20 protein-coding genes are annotated in these 21,854 nt (G+C 59.9%); 5 read left to right on the forward strand and 15 right to left on the reverse strand.

The genetic code is table 11. The annotated features are described in order from the left end of the window. Positions 1-10: 10 nt before the first annotated feature. From ACIPW4_RS18895 to ACIPW4_RS18930, 8 genes are all read right to left on the reverse strand, one after another. Positions 11-976 carry a biotin-dependent carboxyltransferase family protein gene (locus ACIPW4_RS18895; RefSeq protein ID WP_400660508.1) on the reverse strand — a complete coding sequence of 322 codons (966 nt, stop codon included), beginning with the start codon at positions 974-976 and terminating at the stop codon, positions 11-13. Then, positions 973-1,659 (reverse strand): 5-oxoprolinase subunit PxpB, encoded by a 687-nt coding sequence (gene pxpB, locus ACIPW4_RS18900; protein WP_400660510.1) that lies wholly within the window; start codon positions 1,657-1,659, stop codon positions 973-975. Before pxpB ends, ACIPW4_RS18895 begins: the two co-directional genes overlap by 4 nt. 72 nt (positions 1,660-1,731) lie before the next feature. Further along, positions 1,732-3,063 carry an MFS transporter gene (locus ACIPW4_RS18905; protein WP_400660512.1) on the reverse strand — a complete coding sequence of 444 codons (1,332 nt, stop codon included), beginning with the start codon at positions 3,061-3,063 and terminating at the stop codon, positions 1,732-1,734. Beyond that, positions 3,063-3,704: a hypothetical protein gene (locus ACIPW4_RS18910; protein WP_400660514.1), complete on the reverse strand. Its 642-nt coding sequence runs from the start codon at positions 3,702-3,704 to the stop codon at positions 3,063-3,065. Before ACIPW4_RS18910 ends, ACIPW4_RS18905 begins: the two co-directional genes overlap by 1 nt. A 270-nt stretch (positions 3,705-3,974) precedes the next feature. Further along, positions 3,975-5,183, reverse strand: coding sequence for a pyridoxal phosphate-dependent aminotransferase (locus ACIPW4_RS18915; RefSeq protein WP_400660516.1), 1,209 nt, complete (start codon positions 5,181-5,183; stop codon positions 3,975-3,977). Next, the gene (locus ACIPW4_RS18920; RefSeq protein ID WP_400660518.1) at positions 5,180-5,809 is read right to left on the reverse strand and encodes an RraA family protein; all 630 of its coding nucleotides are present in this window, start codon (positions 5,807-5,809) and stop codon (positions 5,180-5,182) included. Before ACIPW4_RS18920 ends, ACIPW4_RS18915 begins: the two co-directional genes overlap by 4 nt. Then, a complete protein-coding gene (locus ACIPW4_RS18925) occupies positions 5,806-6,471 on the reverse strand; it encodes an RraA family protein (RefSeq protein ID WP_400660519.1) in 666 nt (221 codons plus the stop codon). The genes ACIPW4_RS18920 and ACIPW4_RS18925 overlap by 4 nt, the downstream gene beginning before the upstream one ends. Before the next feature lies 1 nt (position 6,472). Then, the gene (locus ACIPW4_RS18930; RefSeq protein ID WP_400660521.1) at positions 6,473-7,135 is read right to left on the reverse strand and encodes an RraA family protein; all 663 of its coding nucleotides are present in this window, start codon (positions 7,133-7,135) and stop codon (positions 6,473-6,475) included. Positions 7,136-7,242: 107 nt separating this feature from the next. Between ACIPW4_RS18930 and ACIPW4_RS18935 the strand changes: the two genes are divergently transcribed. From ACIPW4_RS18935 to ACIPW4_RS18950, 4 genes are all read left to right on the forward strand, one after another. After that, entirely contained in the window at positions 7,243-8,142 is a 900-nt protein-coding gene (locus ACIPW4_RS18935) for a LysR substrate-binding domain-containing protein (RefSeq protein WP_400660523.1), read from the forward strand. 90 nt (positions 8,143-8,232) lie between these two features. Next, positions 8,233-9,042 (forward strand): alpha/beta fold hydrolase, encoded by an 810-nt coding sequence (locus tag ACIPW4_RS18940; RefSeq protein WP_400660525.1) that lies wholly within the window; start codon positions 8,233-8,235, stop codon positions 9,040-9,042. Between the two features lie 82 nt (positions 9,043-9,124). Next, complete coding sequence (locus ACIPW4_RS18945; RefSeq protein ID WP_400660527.1) at positions 9,125-10,561, forward strand: alanine/glycine:cation symporter family protein; 1,437 nt, start codon at positions 9,125-9,127, stop codon at positions 10,559-10,561. 64 nt (positions 10,562-10,625) lie between these two features. Continuing rightward, on the forward strand, positions 10,626-10,883 hold the full coding sequence (locus ACIPW4_RS18950; protein WP_400660529.1) for a hypothetical protein: 258 nt from the start codon (positions 10,626-10,628) through the stop codon (positions 10,881-10,883). An 83-nt stretch (positions 10,884-10,966) separates the two neighbouring features. On the opposite strand, the gene ACIPW4_RS18955 is transcribed toward ACIPW4_RS18950, so the two are convergent. Beyond that, a complete protein-coding gene (locus tag ACIPW4_RS18955; RefSeq protein ID WP_400660530.1) occupies positions 10,967-11,647 on the reverse strand; it encodes a nitroreductase in 681 nt (226 codons plus the stop codon). Between the two features lie 321 nt (positions 11,648-11,968). Between ACIPW4_RS18955 and ACIPW4_RS18960 the strand changes: the two genes are divergently transcribed. Next, the gene (locus ACIPW4_RS18960; RefSeq protein ID WP_400660532.1) at positions 11,969-12,154 is read left to right on the forward strand and encodes a hypothetical protein; all 186 of its coding nucleotides are present in this window, start codon (positions 11,969-11,971) and stop codon (positions 12,152-12,154) included. Positions 12,155-12,220: 66 nt separating this feature from the next. Here the strand turns inward: ACIPW4_RS18960 and ACIPW4_RS18965 are convergent, their stop codons facing one another. The 6 genes from ACIPW4_RS18965 to ACIPW4_RS18990 form a co-directional block, all read right to left on the reverse strand. Beyond that, the gene (locus ACIPW4_RS18965; protein ID WP_400660534.1) at positions 12,221-13,621 is read right to left on the reverse strand and encodes a DUF2252 domain-containing protein; all 1,401 of its coding nucleotides are present in this window, start codon (positions 13,619-13,621) and stop codon (positions 12,221-12,223) included. 28 nt (positions 13,622-13,649) lie between these two features. Further along, complete coding sequence (locus ACIPW4_RS18970; protein ID WP_400660536.1) at positions 13,650-16,184, reverse strand: fused MFS/spermidine synthase; 2,535 nt, start codon at positions 16,182-16,184, stop codon at positions 13,650-13,652. A 76-nt stretch (positions 16,185-16,260) separates the two neighbouring features. Then, the gene (locus ACIPW4_RS18975) at positions 16,261-17,799 is read right to left on the reverse strand and encodes an arylsulfatase (protein ID WP_400660537.1); all 1,539 of its coding nucleotides are present in this window, start codon (positions 17,797-17,799) and stop codon (positions 16,261-16,263) included. A 138-nt stretch (positions 17,800-17,937) separates the two neighbouring features. Next, a complete protein-coding gene (locus ACIPW4_RS18980) occupies positions 17,938-18,933 on the reverse strand; it encodes an HAD family hydrolase (RefSeq protein ID WP_400660538.1) in 996 nt (331 codons plus the stop codon). A gap of 29 nt (positions 18,934-18,962) precedes the next feature. Next, positions 18,963-20,264 carry a hypothetical protein gene (locus ACIPW4_RS18985; protein WP_400660540.1) on the reverse strand — a complete coding sequence of 434 codons (1,302 nt, stop codon included), beginning with the start codon at positions 20,262-20,264 and terminating at the stop codon, positions 18,963-18,965. Continuing rightward, positions 20,261-21,853 carry a VWA domain-containing protein gene (locus ACIPW4_RS18990; protein WP_400660541.1) on the reverse strand — a complete coding sequence of 531 codons (1,593 nt, stop codon included), beginning with the start codon at positions 21,851-21,853 and terminating at the stop codon, positions 20,261-20,263. The genes ACIPW4_RS18985 and ACIPW4_RS18990 overlap by 4 nt, the downstream gene beginning before the upstream one ends. Position 21,854 lies beyond the last annotated feature (1 nt).

Raw genomic sequence — 21,854 nt, forward strand, 5'->3', positions numbered from 1 at the left:
GTTCCTCGAATCAGGCTGGTGGACTGACGTCCAGGTGTCGCTGAATGTTCGCGAGCGCCGCACGGTGCTGGGCAAGGGCTTCGATGCCTTCGGCCACAGTGACGAGCTCGAAATGGATGCTGCAGCCGACGCCCGCTTGGGCGAGGCGCCAGAGGTCGCAATCGAGCACCGTGGCGATCTTCGGATAGCCGCCACAGGTATTGGCTTCCGCCAGTTGCACGATGGGTTGCCCCGCCGGCGGCACCTGGACAGTGCCCGGCGCAATGCCATGGGAGAGCAATTCGATGGGTCGAAGGGTCTGCAGGGGTTGGCCCTGCAGGCGGTAACCGACGCGGTTGGCCTGCGGGGTGACTTCGTAGGGAGTGGAATAGAACGCGTCCAACGAAGCGGAGGAAAAGTCGTCAGCCTGAGCTGCCGCGATCGCCCGCACCGTCACCTGCTGGCCGCGCATAGCCTCTGCATACTGCACACGCTCAAGGGGCAGGATGGCACGTCCTGGTAACGAAAAGCTTTGGGGCAATAGTCGAAGACGGTCACCACGATTGAGGCCCCGCCCTTCATGACCGCCGAAACCCGCCTTCAGATCTGTCGCGCGGGAACCCAATTGCACCGGTGCGTCAACACCACCTGAAAACGCAAGGTAAGCCCTGGCCCCCAAGCGTGGTCGCTCAACCACTACCTGTTGGCCGGGCCTGATCTCCAGGCAAGTCCAACTGGGTACGGGATGCCCATCCACGCTCAGTGCGCAGTGTGCACCCGTGCAACTGACGAGTAGCTCGCGTTCCGCCTTGAAACGGATCGGAAAGATGTTCACTTCAAGCCCTGCAGCGTTCTCCTGGTTGCCAACCAGCCAGTTGGCAATCATCAGTGCGGGCGCATCCATGGCGCCACTGCGGCTCACCCCCATCGCCATGCACCCCGAGCGCCCGAGATCCTGGATCAGGTTCAGTGCGCCACTACTCAGTACTTCGATCATGACGCGACCTCCCGAATCAGGAACCGGACTTGATCGCCGGGCAACAGCAGGCATGGCTCCTGTCTTTGAATGTCGAACATATCGACGTCAGTACGCCCTATCGCGTGCCAGCCTGATGGTGCGGTGCACGGCATTACTCCGGCCTGCGCCCCACCAATAATCACAGTACCTTTGGCGAGCTGTGCCCGCGGCGACGCTCTTCTGGGTTTGGCCAGTTCAGCGGGTAGCCCTGTCAGGTAGGCGAAGCCGGGCATGGAGCCGACGCACGCCACCTCATAGGTTGCGTTACTGTGACATTCGATCCACTGATCAATGCTGAACCCCGCGTGCTCGGCGAGCATGGCTAGGTCCTGAGCGGCTTCACCGCCGTAGCTCACCGGGATTTCCATAACCCTGGGGGTGGAAGGAGGCGCGTCGGGATACAGCCAAAGGCTCTGAATCAGTTGTTCAATCGTCGAAGGTGAACTAACGAGCGGGTCAAACATGACCAACAGGTTGTTCACCCCGAGCACCAGTTCACTGATCTGTTGATCAGTTTCCAGTGCGCGCGCCAGTGAGAAAAACTTTCTTTGCACACTTGGCGAAAACACCGGGTGGGAACTATCAACAAGCACTGCACCACACCCTGACGGGCTAAACAATAATTCGGCGGCAGGCGTTTCAATAATGTCTATATCTCGCATGGCTTGATCCCACAGCGAAGTTTTGACAGGCAATCCCAATTGGGCATCAGGAAGTTGCCTGTCTATTTCGGATTATTCTTCCAACGGTTTCTTCGCGGTTTCACGTGCGAATGCAAGCGCTATCAAGGTGATGGTCAGCCCGCCGGCGATATATAGGCTGACTGCAAACGAAGACTCGTATACCTTGAATATTCCCGTGATAACCAGTGGGGCCAGTCCGCTTCCGACAATGCCGGCCAAGGTATAGGCCAACGACGATCCGGCATATCTGACGCGAGTGGGGAATTGCTCGGTAACGAAAGCAGCTTGGGGGCCGAACATCATTGCCTGGAAGATCATGCCGACAATGACTGCCAGGCAGATGAGCACGGGGGATGCGGTATCCAGCAGCACGAAGAACACAAACCCCCAGCCAAGCGATAGCACTGCTCCCAATGCGTAGACCGGCCGGCGCCCCAATCGGTCGGAGAGCATACCGAACAGCGGAACACTGACGGCATGGAACACGGAACCGATAATCGTGGCAGTCAGCGCGGTAGAACGAGGTAAGTGCAGGACGTTGGTCACATAAGCGAGCGTGAATACCACCAGCAACGCGTAGACGATGTCCGAGCCAATACGTGCGCCGCCTGCGACCAGCAACCGCCGCCAGTGCCCAACGAACACTTCCCGCACCGGTGCATCGACTTTGGCTTCCTTCGCCTCGATCGACTTGAATACCGGTGTTTCATCTACACCCCGACGCAGCCAGAATCCGAGCATCACCAACAGGACACTGGACAGGAATGGAATACGCCAGCCCCATTCCTGGAACGTCTCGGGCGTCATGACGAAAGTGATCAAGGCAATGAACCCGGCACCCAACAGGGTCCCGCAGGCCGGACCTACCTGTGTGAAGGAAGCATTCCGACCACGATGGCGATCTTCGCCATGCTCCATGGACAACAGTACTGATCCGGCCCACTCCCCACCAATAGCCGCCCCTTGCAGGAAACGCAGCAGTACCAGAAGGATCGGGCTCCAAATACCCCAGATTTCATAGGTAGGTAACAACCCCATCAGCCCGGTCACCGTCCCCATCAAGATCAGTGTCGCCACCAAAACCCAGCGCCGGCCGAGCTTGTCGCCCAGGCTGCCGAAGACGATCCCGCCCAGAGGGCGCGAGACATAGCCTACCGCGTAGGTGGAGAACGCAATGACGGTACCCGCCAACGGGTCGAACGAAGGGAAGAAGATGACATTGAAGACCAGCGCCGCCATCAGGTTGTAGACCGTGAAGTCATACCATTCGAGCGTAGTCCCGATCGAGCTGGCAGCGGCGAGTCGCCTGATGTCGGCACGCTTGCCAGAATTTTCGGTGCTGATGGAGCCTGACTGATCCGCGGATGCGATCGAAGTGTTCATCAACGCACCTCCCCGACCGAGCCCTTGCTCAAGCTCTGATACACGCCAAAATGAGTGCTACCGGGGGGCAAATGGATCAGGCTGGATTCGGCAGCCTGTCGCGCCGCACTTTCGCTGGCGCACTCCACGATGAGCATGGGAGCCATCGGCCGCGGGTTGCCGGCTTCTTGGGGCAACGGCAAGCTCAGCGCTGGCACCGGACTTATAGCGTAGCTCTGGATATACCCAGGGATCTCGGCAAGCGCTGAATGAAGCGTGTTCAGCGAGCGAGGCTCAGTTGCTTTGGCTGCTGCGACGACTGCAACCCAGTCCCCTCCAGGCTGGTCAAATTGCCCGAAAGCTTCACCGATGCGACGGGTGGGGTTCTGCATGAGCGGAAGAATCTTCTTGGACCAGACAGACTGGTACTTGAACGCATGCGCATATTCCGGGCAGTCGAAGGCAGAGATGCCCTCTGCCCAATAGAGCGCGAGGTATTTTGGAGAATCGGATGGGGATTTAAAGCGTGTTGCCTTAATCACTCCGGCCATCGATGCACGGTCCGGAAGATGCTCCTCGTCGTACCAGCGGTTGAATTCAAGTTCATGCACTGCATCAATGTCAGATGCAACAAATAACATACCAAATGGTGAGCCGTTCATTGTTATTTTCCTCAGGGTGGCTTGACCTTGTGGCTATGTTCATCGATAGAAAAAACTTAGGCAAACGAGTTTTTTTACCCGTCTTTGATAGGAAAAACTTTTCAAACAGCATGTGTTTCTGCTCCTTTTTGAGTCATTAGATTGATTGGCAGCACCAGCCCAGAGCGGACATTGACTGCGTCCAAAAAAAAAGGCCGCACCACCTGTATCGCACGTATGCAATTGAGGAGGTGCAGCCTTTCGCTGCTCTACTTCGGCGTGGTTATCTAGCTATCGCGCGTCCTCGCAGAAGCGGTGGATAGCCTGACACGCCGCACGCAGAGAATCGTCATCGAGCGCGTAAGCAATGCGCAGGTAGCCAGAAAGACCAAAAGCGCTGCCCTGAACAACTGCAACGTTGGCCTCTTCTAGCAACGCCAGGGCCACCGCCTCATCATTAACCAACTCACAACCGGCGGGAGAACGCTTGCCGATCAGCCCAGAACAGTCGGCGAAAGCGTAGAAAGCTCCTCCCGGAACTTCGCAACTAATGCCCGGCGCTTGGTTGAGCAGTTCGACCATAAAGTCGCGACGTTGCTGGAAGACTTCGCGGCTATGAGCGATGAAGTCTTTCGGACCGTCGAGGGCAGCAATTGCTGCGTGCTGCGAGATGGAACAGGCACCTGAGGTCTGCTGCCCCTGAAGCTTCTCCATCGCCTCGAGCAGCCAGCGGGGACCGGTAGCAAACCCGATTCGCCAACCCGTCATGGCATAGGCTTTCGACACGCCGTTCATGGTCAACGTCCGTGCAGCCAGACGTGGTTCAACCTGGGCAAGCGTGAGGAAGTCACGGTTGTCGAAAATCAGGTGCTCATAGATGTCGTCAGCCAGAATCAGAACCTGCGGATGGGCCAGCAACACCTCAGCCAGCGCTTGCAGTTCGTCGCGATCGTACACGGCGCCCGTGGGATTGGACGGTGAATTCAGGATCAACCAGCGGGTGTTCGGGCCGATGGCTTCGGCCAGTGCTTGCGGGGTCAACTTGAAGCTCGATCCGGCGCCGCAGGCAACAATGCGCGACTCGCCACCACACAGCTCAACCATTTCTGGATAGCTGACCCAGTACGGCGCCGGGATCACGACTTCGTCGCCTTCGTTTAGGGTTGCGGCCAGGGCATTGAAGATGACTTGCTTGCCGCCGCTGCAAACCAGCGTGTCCTGCCAGCTGACGTCAAGACCATTCTCACGCTGGTACTTGCGCGCAATGGCTTCCCGCAGTGCCCGAAGGCCGGCCACCTGGGTGTAGCGAGTGTGACCATTGTTGATCGCACTGATGGCTGCGGCACGGATGTGCTCCGGCGTATCGAAGTCAGGCTCACCCGCGCAAAGCGAAATGATCGTCGCCCCTTCTGCGCGTCGCGCAGCCACGCGATCGATGATCTTGTAGGTTGCCGAAGGCTTGGCAGCCTCCAAGCGACGGTTCAGCGTTTCCAGGCTCACGCGTGTTCCTCCGGATGAGTAAGGCCCATCAGGTCCATGGTGGTGTGACCTTCGCGCAGCTTGGCCATGAACGCTGCTTCTTTGTCCGCACGTTTCTGGCCTTCGCGTAGCGTGCGTTCGACTGCATCCGCCGGGATGATGATCACACCGTCCTCATCCGCGACGACCAGATCGCCGGCGCTTACTTGCGCACCGCTGAAGTCGAACGGTTTACCTACTGAAGGCGTAGTCGCCTTGACGGTACCTTTGACCGATATACCCCGCGCAAACACTGGGAAGCCATGCGCTTCAAGCGCAGCGATGTCGCGTACGCCGCCATTGATTACCAAACCGACAATGCCTGCGGCTTCCGCCGCCACCGTGAGCACTTCACCCCAGTAGCCAGCGATGAAGTCGGCGCAATCACAGACCAGGACGCTACCGCGCGGCGCTTTTGCCACCGCCAAGTGCAAGCCCAGGTTGTCACCAGGCGAACACTGCAGCGGGTAAGCGGGTGCGGCAATGAAGGCGCCCTTCCAGACAGCGCGAATCGCGCGGTCGACTGCAGATGGCAGCCCAGAGGCCTCATACAGGGTGGAACTACCAAGGACCTTTGCAATGTTCTGATAATCGTGTGGAAGGCTCATGGCTGTTTGCTCTGCAGGGAGTGGTAACCGAGGGCGGCACGCGCTTCTTTGAGGCTCATGCCAGTGGCGATCTGTTCGCGGATCTTCGCTTCGACATGTTCGATACGACGTGCCGTTTCAGCGACCTCCTGCGCACGATTGCGCGGGACGATGACGACACCGTTGGCGTCAGCGACAACGATGTCGCGGGCGCAAACTCGAGCTCGGCCAACCGACACCGGCTGGTTTACAGCCACGACTTCCACGCGGTCCTTACCGGTACGCATGAAACGGCCTTTGCTGAACAGCGGGTAGCCCTCGCCCAGCGCTTTGTTCACATCGCGGCAGACTCCGTCAATGACCGTGCCGGCAATACCACGGGCCAGTGCGTACTGGGTCATGATGTCGCCCCACACCGTGCAATCGGTACGGCCGTCATTGGCGATGACCACCACATCGCCTGGTGCTACTTCATCAATGAAGTCACCGACAGTGCCAGGCGGTGTGCTCGCACTGACATACTGAACAGTGAAGGCAGGGCCGACCACAACCTGGCTGTAGTTTGCCAAAGGCGCGATATCGAAGGCCTGGCCTGGAAGGCCCAGTTTATCCATCGCGTCGGAAACACCCGGGGTATCCAAGCCTTCGAACAGGGCAACCAGGTCTTTATCAGAAAGGCTCATATCAGTGCTCCACCTTGATGGCTTCGAATTGCGTGTCGTGCATGACTTCTTCGACTGAGCGACCGGCGCGGACAGCGTCCACCATACCGGCTTGACGCCGGTCAATACGCTCGGCCAAATCAAGCACTTTCTCGATGGCATTGACCGGGACGAAAACGGTGCCGCATTCATCGGCGATCACATAGTCGCCCTCATCAACTTCAACACCAGCCATGCGAACTTTGACGGCTGCATCGATCTGGATGAGCCTGTTGCGCGCGCTGATCATGGTCACGCCGCGGCCGAAGACCGGGTAACCGATATCTGCGCTGCCGCGGATGTCGCGGCTAAAGCCATCGATGATCGAGCCACGAATGCCTTTGCGCTGGGCTGCGTTGGCCAGGATGTCGCCCCAGCTGGAGATACCGTCGACACCACCGGCGATCACCAGCACGCGGTCATCGGTGGTGATCTGCTCCACGACCGGGGTAATCAGGTGAACGGTGGGCGCCACGTCCTGCTTTGGCCCCAACTGCACGGTGCTGGCTCGGCCGACAATTTTGGGGCAGTTCCAGAGCGGCAGCAGGCCGTTAGTGGCGCCAGGCAGTTGGAGGAAGTCCAGAGCGTCCGACACTGTGTTGGTATCGAGCGCAGCCAGGCGTTCAAGCGGGGCTTTCAAGCTCATCTGTTGCAGGCCTCTTGTAGGTGAGGCTTGAGTATCGGCGCCGAGATTTGATACGTATATTACGAAGAAGCTAAGCTTGTTATATCCTAAACCTATGGAAAAGCGCCGTGATCAACTTTCGCTTGATACGCCACCTTTGGCTGTTCCTGGCTGTGGCAGAAGACCAAAATTTCAGTCGCGCGGCCAAGCGGTTGGGTATGTCGCAACCGCCGTTGACCGAACAGATCCAGGCGCTCGAACAGTCGCTACGCGTTCAACTTTTTACCCGTTCTCGTCGCGGAGCACAGCTGACTGCCGCCGGCGCCGCGATTCTTCCCGCGGTCCGGAAATTCGCTGATCAACTTGAGCGACTAGAGTTGGCGGTTCACGAAGCCGTCGCAGGCCATGCCGGCGTGGTGACCATCGGGGCCATTACATCGGCCATGATCGACGTGCTACCCCCGTTGATCGAGCGCTTCAAACAGAACCATCCGTTGATTACGGTATCGGTTCGAGAGATAGATAGCGCGGAAGCCATACCCGCACTGGAGGCGGGTGATATCGACATTGCATTCGCACGCCTGGAAGGGAATCTCGGTCGTCATATTCAATCCTTGCCGTTGTCCGAAGATAGGCTGGCTGTCGCGCTGCCCAAAGACCATGCCCTGGCTGCCAAAGAGTCAATCTCTCTGCAATCCCTCGCGGACGAAACCTTGGTCATGGCTTCACGGGATGTGAGTCCTGTGTACTTCGACTATCTGGTTGGGCAGTGCAAAGCCAGCGGCTTCGCACCGCGCATCGTCCACCAGGTGCGGTCCGTATCTTCACAAGTCGCCTTTGTCAGTTGCGGTCAGGGCATCGCATTAGTCCCGACGTCTATGGGTAAACTCGCGCCGGAGAACGTCGTCATCCGCCCTCTGCATCCCGAAGTAAAAGTGGTGATCACTGCCATGGCTTGGCATAGCGAGCACAAAAACCCATTGGTGGAGGCAATGATCGACGATGCAAGACAAGATTTACTATCATAGGCCGGGCGTATGACAGGGTTCGTGGCTTCGTATTTTACAAATCATTTGGCTCGTTCAACATTGGGGACTCTGTTATAGGAGTTTGTATCCGTGTCCCATGCAGCTCGCTTCACGTACGAGAAAATCCCACTGAGCATCGATGGTGTGCAGCTCGATCTGGCGGTGATACACCGCACCGGGCCAAAAACGCCCATCCTGTTCCTCCACGGATTCGGTTCTACAAAAGAGGACTATGCCGATATCACCCTGCAGGCGTCTTTTGAAGGACACCCCTTCATTGCCTATGATGCGCCAGGCTGCGGTGAAACGGAGTGCGCCGACCTCTCGCGCATCAACATCTCATTCCTCGTGAAAACCGCGCAGGCCGTGCTCAGGCATTTCGGATTCGACAAGTTTCATCTGGTAGGCCATTCCATGGGGGGGCTGACCGGCTTGGTATTGGCTAACGAAGAGCCTGATCGCATTCAAAGCTTCGTTGATATCGAAGGCAACATCGCACCTGAGGATTGCTTCCTCAGTCGGCAGATCCATGATCATGATCGTGAGGACGACGCGGGCTTCTTCCGTGATTTTATCAATCGCACCCGGTTGGCTTCTGATCCTGCAAGTGCACTCTATGCCGCCAGCCTCGCGAATAAAGTACGGACCGGCGCAGTGCGTGGCATTTTCGAATCAATGGTGGACTTGTCCGACAATGCTCAGTTGATGGACAAGTTCCTCGCACTACCCTTCCCGCGCCAATACATGTATGGGATAACCAACTCACACCTGTCCTACCTCGACCATATCGCTGCACAAGGTGTGGAACTGGCGTGCATCCCTGATTGCGGTCATTTCCCGATGTATTCGAATCCCTCCCTGATGTGGAAGTACATCAAGGCTTTGCAAGACCGCGCCTGAGCGGATCATATCTTTACCACGCGGCTGAGTCGGCTGCGTGAAGCTCGCACTACCCCAGTAAAAATAACAATGAGGTTGCGCCATGCTCGAAGCCATCAATGGTTTTCTTTCGGGAAAGCTACTCATCGTCCTGGTCGTCGGACTAGGTACTTATTTCACCATCAAGACACGCTTTGTGCAGCTTCGCTATTTCCTGCACATGTTTAAAGTTTTTAAAGACAGCCTCACCAGCAGTTCAGCGCAAATTAGCTCGTTTCAAGCGCTTATGTTAAGCCTCGCGGGCCGGGTAGGTGCAGGCAACATTGCCGGCGTTGGGGTTGCTGTAACAATGGGTGGTCCGGGTGCTGTTTTCTGGATGTGGGTCACAGCTCTGGTTGGCATGGCGACCACGCTTATGGAATGTAGCTTGGCCCAGTTGTACAAGCGTAAAGATGCCAGCGGCCAATTCTATGGCGGACCGTCCTTCTACATTGAATACGGGCTGAATAAGCGATGGCTCGGCGTACTAATGGCAATTTTGCTCATCGTCACCTTTGGCTTTTCATTCAACGGACTGCAATCGCATGCCGTAACCCACTCCCTACAAAATGCCTTCGGCATCGATCCTACTCATTCGGGAATCGTCCTGGCCGTCGTGCTGGGCCTGGTGTTTGTAGGCGGCATCAAGCGTATCGCGAAGGTGGCAGACCTGTTGGTACCGGTGAAGACGCTAGCCTACGTGGCGGTAACACTCTACGTGATTGTTTTGCAGTTCGATCACGTGCCAATGATGCTGCTGACCATCATAAAAAGCGCCTTCGGCCTGGACCAGGCTTTCGGCGGCCTCATTGGCAGCGCCATCGTGATGGGGGTCAAACGCGGCGTGTTCGCCAATGAAGCCGGCCTGGGCAGTGCTCCAAACGTCGCGGCAGTGGCCGAGGTCAGACACCCAATTTCTCAAGGTGTAGTACAGGCGTTTAGCGTGTTCTTCGACACGTTCGTCATTTGTACCTGCACTGCTCTGCTGATCCTGCTGTCCGGCTTCTACACCGCCGGCTTTGCCGGTGACGGTCTGGTTCTGACCCAAAACTCACTAGCTGCGGTTGTGGGCGACTGGGGGCGCATTTTCATTAGCGCTGCACTGGCATTGTTCGTGTTTACCTCGATCCTCTACAACTACTACCTCGGCGAGAACAACCTCAAGTTTATCCTTGGTGAAAGCCGCAAGGTCCTTTTGGGCTACCGCGCAGTCGTGCTAGCACTCATCCTCTGGGGCTCGATGGAAGACCTATCAACAGTATTCGCGTTTGCCGACATCACCATGACCCTTTCCGCCTTGGTAAATTTGATCGCTCTGACGCTGCTGTGCAAGGTTGGCCTCAGGCTGCTCGCAGACTACGACAAGCAACGTAAAGCGGGTGTTACCGAACCAGTCCTGACTGTTAGTGCTTTTCAGGATGTGAATATCGACCAGGGTATCTGGGCTCAACAACCCCCAGCCCCCGTAGATAACCCAGCAGTTGTGGTTAGCCACCGCTAAATCTGGCTGTGGCGATGGGGTCCATTACGTGGTCCCATCGCCTGCGTAACTTAGGAGGTTCAACATGAATGCGAGCCCGCTGCCTACTCCGCAAATCTGCTTTCCCGGAGGGAACTACCTGCACTTCGACGTAACCGCGAAAAATTTCAACTTGCCGGTTCAGGAACAGCTCACGCGGATCAAGACAAAGATCTTGAAAACAATCAAGGGTATTGAGGACATCCACCTCGGCCTTAACCATATGACGATCCTTTACAACCCCTATTTGATTTCTCCGATCAGCTTGGCTAACGATCTGCGGAAACACTGGCTTGCCACGTGATCGCCGAAGGTAACTCCAACTGCAACCTTCTGTACTCCTAGGCGACGCCCGGTAAGAAAATCGGACGTCGAGAGGAGTTGATCTTAACCGTGGAAGGTTACGCTTTGCGAAACCGGAATTCGACCTACGGTGATGTCATTGGCAGCTGCAGCTCGGTCTGCATAGCCGAAAGAAATACCTAAAAGCATTTTCATATCCAAGTCGATGCCCAGCACCTCGCGGACAGTATCGGCATACATTCCCAAAAGCGTCTGCGGGATACCTGCCAATCCATGAGCAGTCAATGACAACAAGAATGTCTGGCCGTACATGCCTAGGTCACTGGCCACCCGAACGCTGTCCCCTAGCGCAGGCATGAAGAGTAAGGCCACATGGGGCGCGCCGAAGAAATTCAAGTTCTGACGCATAGCTTTAGCACGGCCCTCTTTATCCTCACGAGTGACATGGATGGCATCGTAACGCGCTTTCGCGCTGGATCGAGCCCGCTCCGCATAGATTTCAGGGTATTCAGTCATATCAAAGTAGTAGTCCGGGGTGAAGCGCCCGGCATCATCAGCAGCCGATAGTGCCATAGCGAGCTCGTCACGTTTAGCGCCTGACACCACGTGGACCTGCCATGGTTGAGTGTTGCAGTTGGAGGGGGCCTGCTGGGCGTCTTCTAGCACCGCCTGGATGAGTTCGGAAGGAATCGCCTGCGGCAGAAACTCACGCATGGATCGACGATGACGTACTACATGGCTGAAATGGTGGCTCGACGTATTCATTGAATTGACTCAGGTAGTGAAAAGGTCGAGCAGGCTAAGCCGGTTCAATGTGTGGATAAATAGTTAACGGGTCACAACTTTAACTACTCGCAGTTGTTAATAGATTAGCGCCGAAGCGGTATGTATCGGCGCTGCCGTGCGCTCGAATCACGCCAGCTTGGTAGGTCAGGACCTGCGTTAATCGGGCGCGCATCTGGGAGCAGTTCCGAATCTGAATACTGACAGCACCTCCCTCACCTCGCTATATTAGGTCTGATAAGCCACAGGTTATCCGAACCTATTGCAGCGTTGATCAAGATGAAATTGACAGAGCCGGTACAGATGCCCTCCTCCCAGCCGCTGGTGCTAGCAGAGTTGACCGACAGCACCCGCGCCGCAGCCGAGGCGTTCATTGCGGCCGGCACCGCAGCCAACGCCGGCTGGCCTCGCTGCCTCGCGGTGGTGGCAGTGCCCGCCATGCACTGCAGTTGGAAACGTTGGCCAGCGCGCCGGACTCAGGGTGCCTGATGCAAATGCAGACTTGAGCTTATGACGCATCACATGCGATCAAGTCTACCCTGCCCCCTACGACCGTCAGTCTTCTTCGTAGATCACTTTCACCCGGTCAGAATGAGCAGCCTTGAGCAGCACTTCATGGTCCAGCTCGGTCTGTTCGGCATACAGTAGCGCAAAATCACCGAGGGCCTGGTCGAAGATGTCGCTCTTGCCCAAATAGCCGCTGATGGTCGCTGCATCGCCGGACTTGGCGTGGGCACGAGCCAGGGTCATGCCGCAGAAGTCGGCATAGCGCTCCAGCTGTTCGATGTCGATGTGCTCCAGTGGTATCGACATTTTCATGTCACGCAATTGCCGGACAAAGAAGTCGTACCCGGACGGCCCCCTGACCCACCCCAGAAATATGTCGCTGGACGATTGCATCAGCCGCTGGCCCATCACCACCCGCTGTCCCTGGTTGTCGTACTGACTCTTGCCCGCATAAGGCTCCAGCACCGAGCGGCAGGACTCTTTGAACTGCAGGATCAGCGGGTGGTTTTCTTCGGAGAACAACAGCCCGATATAGCAGCGCGTGCCCACACTGCCGATGCCGACTACCTTGAGCGCGGCATCCACCAGGCGATAGCGGTCAAGCAGTACCCGGCGCTCGTCAGACAGGCTCAGCCGATACGCCTGCAAGCTGCTGCGCACGCGTTCCAGAAAGTCCGGTTCATCGACATGCTGGATGACCGGTGGCTGATCGACGATACGCGGCTGACCACCCACCTGCCCTGCGATCTTCGGAAACACGCTTTCCATTACGCGCTCACGGGCGCGATCGAACAATTGCTGGCGGAATTTGCGGGCCTTGGCGTCGGGCGCGGTATCCATCAATGTTTGCGCGTCCAGCCGCGAATACCAGACCTCCAGCGGCTTCATCTTCGAGAAACGCCGCAAGTGCTCACGGTAAGCCCGGGTGCAGGCCACCGCAACTTTGTGGGCCTGAGCGTCGACCGCGCCATTGTCGCGGGCCGCCACGGCAAAGCTGGCGACCAGCCGCTTGATGTCCCACTCCCAAGGTGCCGGCAGAGTTTCGTCGAAGTCGTTGAGGTCGAACACCAGGTTGCGCTCGGGCGTGGCGAACAGGCCAAAATTGAGCAGATGGCAGTCGCCGCAGGCCTGCACATTGACCCCGATGTTCGGACCTTGGGCCAGGTCATGGGCCATCAGTGCCGCCGAGCCGCGCAGGAAGGTGAAGGGACTGCGCAGCATGCGCCCATAGCGGATGGGCACCAGTTCCTGCAGGCGGTCGCGGTTGGAATTTTCCAGCAGGGCAATCACGTCGCGCTTGATCGCGGGCTTCCAGTTGCCATGGCTTTCTCGAGGCACCGTGGCGCGCAAGCGCTTGCCATCGGCGAGGCGCTCCTCGCGCGCGCGAAATACCTGGCTCGGTACATTGGCGTCTGTAGTCTTGCGAGCAGATGCACGTCGCGGTGCCATGATGCGATCGTCTCCTCTGGAAGAAACATCACTGCCCAGCAGCGAAGAACCAGCGGTAATACGGGTTAGCGCCGTCCGCCTGCATCAGTTGCCGGACCTCACGCGCCCATGCCTGGCGGTTACCCTGGTAAGCCAGTAGGCTTATCCCATAGAACTTGCTCAACAAGCCCCAGCGCGCCTCGACGGCCGTCCGCAAGCTGTCATCCCCGCCCTGCAAGGGCGGTGGCGTGCGCAGTGCGAGCAGCGAGGGCAGCACGCGGGTAATCTCCCGTGTGCGCACCCACGGCGCATACTCGATGCGTGGGCGGTCATCGGTCACCGCCGGGGCGTCCCCGGCAAAGCGCTCAAGCCCTTCCCTGTCGGTCAGCCAGGTGGCCAGCAGGGCCTCCACCGAATCCACGCCAACCTCGGCGAGCGCTGCGGCCACCGTCGGTTGGGCAAAACGCTGACGGATGCGTGCAACATCCAGTTGCAGCGGTTCGAGCGAGCCGATCAGCAGCGTTTCATGGAACTCGGTGGTCCACAGGCTGGCATGCGGGAACACATCGAGGAAGCTGCGCACCAGCGAACGCGAGTCCTCTTCGTTCTGGGTCGGCAATGGCAGCCACTGGGCGACGATGCCACCGGGCTCCAGGCGCGATGCTGCGAGCGCATAGAAGTCCCGTGAATAGAGGTTCACCACGCCGCTGGCGGACGGTGGCGGCGGTTCCAGGGTGACCAGATCATAACGCTCGCTGCTGCGCAGCAGTTCCCGCCGGCCATCGCGCAGGCGAATTTCCAGGCGCGGGTCGCTCACGGCTCCATAATTGCCGTTGAACAGCGGCGCCGCGGCCAGTACCTCGGGCAGCAGCTCCGCCACCACCGGGCGCTGCAGGCCTGGGTAGCGCAACATGGCGCCAGCAGTGATGCCGGTGCCGAAGCCGATCACCAGGGCCGAACGCGGTTCGCGGTTATGGATCAGCAGCGGCAGCAGGGCCTGCAAACGCATGTAGCGCAGCGATGGCATGGCATCGCCGGTGTTCGACACGCCCTGGATGTACAAGCGGTTGAAGGCGCCGCCCGGGCGTTTCTGGCTGACCACTGCCACCGTGCCGCCGCGCCCCTCTTCATAGAACGTGATACGGCCGCTGCGCGCACCGGGCAGCAGCTCGGCCAGTTTTTGCGGTGGGGTCAGTATCCCGACCACCAGGGTGGTCAGGGCGACGCCGAGGATGGCCATGCGCAAGCACTTGTGCGCTGCCCGCCCGCGCCACATCGCCAGGCACCCGACCACGGCGGCCAGCACTGCCAGCACGCTCAAGGTGCGTACCAATCCCAGCCCTGGTACCAGCACGAAGCCCACCAGCATCACTCCGACAATGCCGCCCAGGGTGTTCAACGCCACCACGGTACCGACATCGCGGCCCACCTGGTCACGGTCGACGGCCAGCCTCAATACCAGCGGGAACGCCGCGCCGAGCAGCGTCGTCGGCAGAAACACCACGCACAGCGCGGCGCTGGCGAACCGTGCCGACATCCCTGCCAGCGGGTTGCCTGTCAGTTGCAGGACCAGCGCTTCGATCTCGCTCTGGGCGACGATCAACCAACGCCCGAGCCCGGCCACGAGCAACAGTGCGAGCAAACCCGCCAGGGCGATCAGCAAACCGAACAGGCCCCACGGATCACCGATCCGGTCGGCGCGGCGCGCATAGATCGCACTGCCCAGCATCAGGCCCAGCAAGTAGGTGGCCAGCACAACGGAAAAGGCGAAGGCGCGGGTACTCATGAATTGCACGATGGACTGGGTCCAGACCACTTCGTAACCGAGCGCCACGCCACCCGCCACGCAGTACAAGGCGATGGCCAGGCGCGCTGCCCCCGTTCTGGACACCGGGCCTTGCTGTGCTGCAAGTGGCAGCTGTCGATCACGGCGTCGATAGAGCCAGGCGCCGCCGGCGGCCAGCAGGTTGAGCCCGGCCGCGATCAGCGCGCTGCCGGTAACGCCGTGGCCCGGCAGCAAGACGAACGCCGTCAGCAACGTCCCGGCAATGGCGCCAGCGGTATTGGCCGCATACAGGCGCCCGCCCGCCTCGGCCATCTGCCCCTGGCCGGGTGCGAGCGCCCTCATCAGTACCGGTAACGTGCCGCCCATGAAGAAAGCCGGAACACCGACCAGCAAGAACGGCAGCACCCAGGCCAGCAGGCCGATGCTCGCTTCCAGCCGGGCGAACAGCCCTGCACTGCTGGCCAGTGCCAGGGTAGCCAGCACGCCCAGCACGGCCACCGCCAGTTCCAGGCTGGCGTACAGCCCGACCGGGCGCGCAAGCCGGTCGGCCCAGCGCCCGAAGGCCAGGCCACCCAGGGCCAGGCCGATGAAAAATGCACTGATCCCGGCGGTGATGGCGTACACCTCCACCCCCACGACCAGGGACAATTGCTTGACCCACAGCACCTGATACACCAGCGCCGCCGTGCCGGAGATAAACAGCAGGCCGGCCGGCACAAAGACTTGCAAGGGATGGCTGCGCGTTGCCGAATCGGCGTCAGCAGCGTGACGATGGGATGGACTTGCAACTGCGCGCATCTATCGACCTTATCGGGTGTCAGCCCGAGTGGCAGAACAAGGAAGCGCCCGTCAGTGACGGGCGCCGGTCACCTCATTATTGCTTCTTCATTTTCTCTTCGATCTTCTTGTCCACATCAGCACGGATCTGGTCGATGCTGAAGCTTGCCGGGCGCTGGCTCGGCGGGTAGTCGACAAACGTCTGCAGGAACGCTGCCGCGCGGCGGACACCGTCGAACACCAGGTAGTCGTTCTTGGTCAGGAAGTCGTTGTACTGGTCAGACACGATGTCAGCCCGCTCATACGGGTCCATCCGCAGGTTGAACAGCTTGGGCACCCGCAGGCAGGTGAAAGGCTCGCTCCAGACTGCAAAGCCGCCCGGCGCGCGCTGTTCACAGAACACCACCTTCCAGTCGTTGTAGCGCATGCCTACCAGGTCGCCATCGTCGTTGAAGTAGTAGAACTCGGTGCGTGCGCTCTTGTCGGTCTTGCCAGTCAGGTAATCCAGCTGGTTGAAACCGTCCAGGTGCACCTTGAAGTTCTTGCCACCCACGTCGGCGCCTTTGAGCAGACGGTCCTTGATGTCGGTGTCACCGGCAACGGCCAAGAGGGTCGGGAACCAGTCCAGCCCTGAAACCATCTGGGTGGAGACCGTGTCGGCCTTGATCTTGCCTGGCCAGCGCACGATGGCGGGTACCCGGTAGGCACCTTCCCAGTTGGAGTTCTTCTCGTTGCGGAATGGCGTGGTGGCGGCGTCTGGCCAGGACCACTGGTTCGGCCCGTTGTCGGTGGTATAGACCACGATGGTGTTGTCAGCGACCTTCAAGTCATCGAGGGTCTTGAGCAGCTTGCCGACATCGCCGTCATGCTCGACCATGCCGTCGGCATACTCGTTGCCAATCATGCCGCTCTGCCCTTTCATGGCCTCGCGCACGTGGGTGAAGGCGTGCATGCGCGTGGTGTTCATCCAGACGAAGAACGGCTTGTCGGCCTTGACCTGCTTGTCGATGAAGTTGATCGCCGCCTGGGTGGTTTCGTCGTCGATGGTTTCCATGCGTTTCTTGGTCAGCGCCCCGGTGTCTTCGATCTTGCCGTCGGCGCTGGACTTGATCACGCCGCGTGGCGATGCGGCCTTGACAAAGTCCGCGTCATCCTTGGGCCAGTACTCGCGCTCAGGCTCCTCCTCGGCATTCAGGTGATAGAGGTTGCCGAAGAACTCGTCGAAACCATGGTTGGTCGGCAGGTACTCGTCCTTGTCACCCAGGTGGTTCTTGCCGAACTGGCCGGTGGCGTAGCCATGGGCCTTGAGGGCCTGGGCAATGGTGACATCGCGAGCCTGCAGGCCGACCGGAATGCCCGGCATGCCAACCTTGGACAGGCCGGTACGCAGGGCCGCCTGGCCCGTGATGAACGTCGAGCGCCCGGCGGTGCAGCTGTTCTCCGCGTAGTAATCGGTGAACATCATGCCTTCTTTGGCGATGCGGTCGATGTTGGGCGTCTGATAGCCCACTACGCCTTTACCGTAGGCGCTGATATTGGTCTGGCCGATGTCATCGCCGAAGATCACCAGAATGTTCGGCTTGTCAGCGGCATAGGCAAAACTGGCACTCAGCACCGTGCTGGCAGCCAGGGTCATGGTCGTTATCCACCTTCTACTGCTCCGGTTCATAAGGTCATTGCTCCGCTTCACGTTATTGGCATGCGCCACGACTACGTGCACGTGAGTGCCGACTGCCTAGCTGGTTCCCTGTGCGCCTGCGGTCCTTGGTTACACTTACTTGATCTGATCAAAGGGATAGATACGTCGCCACTCGCGGGCCATGTCGACCACCGTCCAGCCTTGGTCATTGGCTATCGTCAACGCCTTGTCCAGGCGCCCGACCTTGCTGTCACGGTCGTAGGCCCACTCGCGTGCGGCATCGGTGTGGTGCACCAGCCCGGCGAAGCGCAGCCCCGGACCGGCCTTAGTCCATTGCAGCATCTGCAGGTCGCCGTCAGAGTTGCCAAAGGCAAGCAGCGGCCGGCGGCCGATGATCGAATCGATGCTGACCGGTTTGCCCGGCCCATCGTCGTTGTGCAGCAGTTTGGGCTGGCGAAGGACTGAAAGCTGACCCTCGGCGTCGACGAAACGGGCATCCAGGGTGGTGCCGATCACCTGCTCGGGAGGGATGCCGTAGACTTCTTCGGCGAAGGCGCGCATGAAGGCGACCTCGCCGCCGGAAACGATGTAGGTCTTGAAACCGTTGGCACGCAGATAGGCCAGCAGCTCGAGCATGGGCTGGAAGACCATCTCGGTGTAGGGTTTGCCGGTTTTCGGGTGTTTCGCGCTGGCCAGCCACTGCCGGGTGCGGGCAATGAACTGCTCGGTGCTGACGCCAGCGTGGGTGGCTGCGACGATCTTCAACATGCCGTCCATGCCGCTATCGGCCAGCGCCTTGCGGTCATCCTCGAGCACGGCCTTGAACGGCTGCTCGGTCTTCCATTCAGGGTGGTCCGGGGCCAGGCGCCGCACCTCGTCGAGGGAGAACATCACCTCGAAATACAGCGGCTGCTCGCTCCACAGGGTACCGTCGTTGTCGAACACCGCAATGCGCTCCGGCACTGGCACATAGTGCTTGCCACCCGCTTCAGTCACGGTATCGACGAAACTGACGATGGCCTGCCGCGAGGCCCCATCGTTCCAGGAAGGCAAGGGTTCTGTAGCCTGGGAGACCAGCGGGGCCAGCAACAAGAGGCTCAACAACCAAGTCAGGCGAGGCAGCGTAAGCATGGCAACTCCTTGTCATGGCCCTGAAGGCGTCAGGGATTCAGCGGTTTCAAAGCAGGATGCTGGTGGGCGGCGTTATCGTGCTTGATCCGTTGCCGAACTCGGCGCAGGTTTTCCATAAGGTCGGCGGGTACATATTCACCGCCCGATGCTTCCCTATAGCGAATCTCGAGCAAGTTTAGGCAACGAACGTCAGCCGTGTCGGGGAAAAGCTCAAAAAATCTTTGCAGCGTCTGTTTCCCACTGCTGCGACGTACCCACAGGTACAAGGCATCCAGGCGTGGCGGTTGCTCTTGCAGCTGCCGCGCCATGCCTGCCCAGGCAAAATCCGCCGAATCCAGCCAACGCTGCCGGCGTTTTTCACGCCAGGCACGCCACGCGCCACGGGCGGGTTCGAACCAGCGTCGGCACAGCCAGACCGACAGCGTGCCAGCGAGCACGCCCACAACGATCAGCAGCCAATGCCCACCCACCTTGATTCGCGCCTGCTGGCCCAGGGCACGCAAGTCGTCGTCGATGGAAAACGGCGCACGGTATTCTGCGGCGGCGGCATTGAATGACACCGCGTCGACCGAGGCATCATGGGCATTGCCGGCATAATCCCACCACTTCATCTGGACGGCGGGCAGTGTGAGCGCGCCGGCCCGCTCGACCACATAGGTCACGCTGTCCTCCCGCGCGCCGCCGACAGTGCCCCCCCGGCCATCGCTCAACGGCTTGACCTGCGCAGGCTGCACGTAGCGTTTCAGCCCGGCGATCTGCACGAATGCCGGTGCCGGCATCGACATGGCCTGAGCCCCTTCTGCCTGCAGGCTGAGCGTGCGGGTAATGCTGTCGCCGACCCGCAGCGGGTCGTGCGACAGCTGTATGGACTGACTCAGCTTCACGTTGCTTGCAATCAGATGGGGTTGATCGCCAGCACCGGCCAAGGCCTTCGCGCTGAAGCTCAGTGGCTTACTGGTGAGGGTGACTGGCACGTTGCCCGGCCCCGGTTGCACCTGGTAACTGAGCGCCGGTATGCGGAATGCCCCGGCCACCTGTGGGGTGATTTGCCAGGTGTAGCGCAACCCGAAAAACGCCTTGCCGTCTATCGTCTGGTTCAGATGCTGGGCCTCACCGTTGGGTGGCGTGATGACGGCCCCTGGCAGCTGCAGCTGTGGCAGTACCGGCGCGGCGGTGAACCAGCTGTCCACCAGGAGGTCAACCTGCAGGCTTACGGTCGCGCCGACCAGAGCGCCGTCCGCGGGTACCAGGCGGCTCTGTACCCGCACATCCGGGTCTGCCCAGGCACACCAAGGCAGGCTAAGCAGTAACAGGATGACCAGGCGGCTCATGGTGACGCTCCAGAAGGTTGGCGTGCCGCATCCTGCAACGCGAACTTGCGCTTGAGGAACTGCGCCGGCGAAGTCGTCAGGTTGTTTAGCCAGGCCTCATCGGACGCGGCCTTTGCGGTAGTTTGCTGGCGTTCCTGGCCGCCTTTGCTCGAGGTCTGGTCTTCGACCACCTTGTCGGCTTTTTCGTCGGGTGTTCCAGCCTTCTGCTGATCGTCGTAATCTTTTTGCAGCGCTTGCGCCAGCGCCAGGTTGGCGGTGGCCTGAGGAAACGCCGGCTGGCGTTGCAAGGCTTGCTGGTAAGCGGTAATCGCCTCGGGGAACTTGAACAGCCGCACGTAGATATTGCCCAGGTAGAAATACGACGATGCCGTGTCCAGCTGGGCAAAGTCGGCGAGCGCGGCCTGGTAGTCGGCTGCCTGGTAGGCCGCTACAGCACGCCAGTAAGGGTCCTGAAAATGCGCCGCCGCCTCAGGGTAGTGGCCGTGTTCGAAGGCCCAGCGCCCTTGCTGGTCGGGGGTCAGGAATGCGTCGGCCAAGCCCCCTGCCTGTGCCGTTTGCGGTGCGCCGGCCAACAGCATCAGCACCACCGCCAGCCAGTGCACCTGCCAGCCACGGCGCACGCAGAACAGCGCAATCAACGCCAGCGGCCAGCACAGCCAGTAGCCGGCGTCCTTCCAGTGCACTTCTTTGCCTTCGTCCTGCACGGCCTGGAAGTGCCGCTGGGCATGCAGTTCGATCCAGTCCAGGTCGTCATCGTCGAGGGTCAGGCTACCCAAGGGTGCATCGGCGGCGCGGGCCAGGCCCTTCAAGCCTTCGGCGTCGAAATTCGCCAGCAACGGCCGGCCATCGCTGCCCACGCGCGGGCGCCCCTGGCGGTCATGCAGCACGCCACGATCCTGGCTGCCGACAGCCAGCACCAGCACCTGCAAGTCACTGCCCTTCAGGTGTTCGCTGACGGCGTCGAACTGCGTGGCATCGGCGCCGTCGGTAATCAGTACCAGGGTTCCCGGTACCTTTTCGGCTGCCAGCAGCGTTTTGGCCTGGTCGATGACACCGGGTACATCCCTGCCGGTCCTGGTCATCAGCGAGGTGTCCAGTGCCTGCATGAAGCTGTCCAGCAGGCCAGGGTCTTGCGTGGCCGGCAGCACCAGGTGGGCGCTACCGGCGTAAGCGATCAAGGCTATGCGCGCCCCAGCACGGCGCTTGAGCAGATCGTGCATCTTGTGCTTGGCCGCCATGAGGCGCGTCGGCGGCACATCGTCGGCGTCCATCGAAGGCGACAGGTCGAAGGCCAGGATCAGGGGAGCACGGTTGTCGAGAAAGCCTGGCCGGTCTTCGGTCCAGGTCGGCCCGGCAGCGGCCAGCGCGCCGAGGCCCAGCAGCAGTGCCAGCAAGTGCACCGGGCGCAGGGTCTGGCGCTGTTCAGGGGTGATGACCAGTGCGGCGACCAGGTGCGGGGCGATGACCCCGTCCAATTGGCGCTTCAGGTCATGCCGGCGCGTCCACAGCCACGGCAGCCACAGCGCCGGCACGATCAGCAGCAGCCAGTACGGGCGCAGGAAGTGGAACGCACTGAAGTCGAATTCCATC

This window comes from Pseudomonas sp. NPDC089996, from assembly GCF_044748405.1.
Classification (GTDB): domain Bacteria; phylum Pseudomonadota; class Gammaproteobacteria; order Pseudomonadales; family Pseudomonadaceae; genus Aquipseudomonas.

What these genes read in the sequence shown, in the direction of transcription:
- ACIPW4_RS18895 (WP_400660508.1), bottom strand. Translation starts at nt 976, where the DNA reads ATGATCGAAGTACTGAGTAGTGGCGCACTGAACCTGATCCAGGATCTC.
- pxpB (WP_400660510.1), bottom strand. Translation starts at nt 1,659, where the DNA reads ATGCGAGATATAGACATTATTGAAACGCCTGCCGCCGAATTATTGTTT.
- ACIPW4_RS18905 (WP_400660512.1), bottom strand. Translation starts at nt 3,063, where the DNA reads ATGAACACTTCGATCGCATCCGCGGATCAGTCAGGCTCCATCAGCACC.
- ACIPW4_RS18910 (WP_400660514.1), bottom strand. Translation starts at nt 3,704, where the DNA reads ATGAACGGCTCACCATTTGGTATGTTATTTGTTGCATCTGACATTGAT.
- ACIPW4_RS18920 (WP_400660518.1), bottom strand. Translation starts at nt 5,809, where the DNA reads ATGAGCCTTCCACACGATTATCAGAACATTGCAAAGGTCCTTGGTAGT.
- ACIPW4_RS18925 (WP_400660519.1), bottom strand. Translation starts at nt 6,471, where the DNA reads ATGAGCCTTTCTGATAAAGACCTGGTTGCCCTGTTCGAAGGCTTGGAT.
- ACIPW4_RS18930 (WP_400660521.1), bottom strand. Translation starts at nt 7,135, where the DNA reads ATGAGCTTGAAAGCCCCGCTTGAACGCCTGGCTGCGCTCGATACCAAC.
- ACIPW4_RS18945 (WP_400660527.1), top strand. Translation starts at nt 9,125, where the DNA reads ATGCTCGAAGCCATCAATGGTTTTCTTTCGGGAAAGCTACTCATCGTC.
- ACIPW4_RS18950 (WP_400660529.1), top strand. Translation starts at nt 10,626, where the DNA reads ATGAATGCGAGCCCGCTGCCTACTCCGCAAATCTGCTTTCCCGGAGGG.
- ACIPW4_RS18955 (WP_400660530.1), bottom strand. Translation starts at nt 11,647, where the DNA reads ATGAATACGTCGAGCCACCATTTCAGCCATGTAGTACGTCATCGTCGA.
- ACIPW4_RS18960 (WP_400660532.1), top strand. Translation starts at nt 11,969, where the DNA reads ATGCCCTCCTCCCAGCCGCTGGTGCTAGCAGAGTTGACCGACAGCACC.
- ACIPW4_RS18965 (WP_400660534.1), bottom strand. Translation starts at nt 13,621, where the DNA reads ATGGCACCGCGACGTGCATCTGCTCGCAAGACTACAGACGCCAATGTA.
- ACIPW4_RS18970 (WP_400660536.1), bottom strand. Translation starts at nt 16,184, where the DNA reads ATGCGCGCAGTTGCAAGTCCATCCCATCGTCACGCTGCTGACGCCGAT.
- ACIPW4_RS18975 (WP_400660537.1), bottom strand. Translation starts at nt 17,799, where the DNA reads ATGACCCTGGCTGCCAGCACGGTGCTGAGTGCCAGTTTTGCCTATGCC.
- ACIPW4_RS18980 (WP_400660538.1), bottom strand. Translation starts at nt 18,933, where the DNA reads ATGCTTACGCTGCCTCGCCTGACTTGGTTGTTGAGCCTCTTGTTGCTG.
- ACIPW4_RS18985 (WP_400660540.1), bottom strand. Translation starts at nt 20,264, where the DNA reads ATGAGCCGCCTGGTCATCCTGTTACTGCTTAGCCTGCCTTGGTGTGCC.
- ACIPW4_RS18990 (WP_400660541.1), bottom strand. Translation starts at nt 21,853, where the DNA reads ATGGAATTCGACTTCAGTGCGTTCCACTTCCTGCGCCCGTACTGGCTG.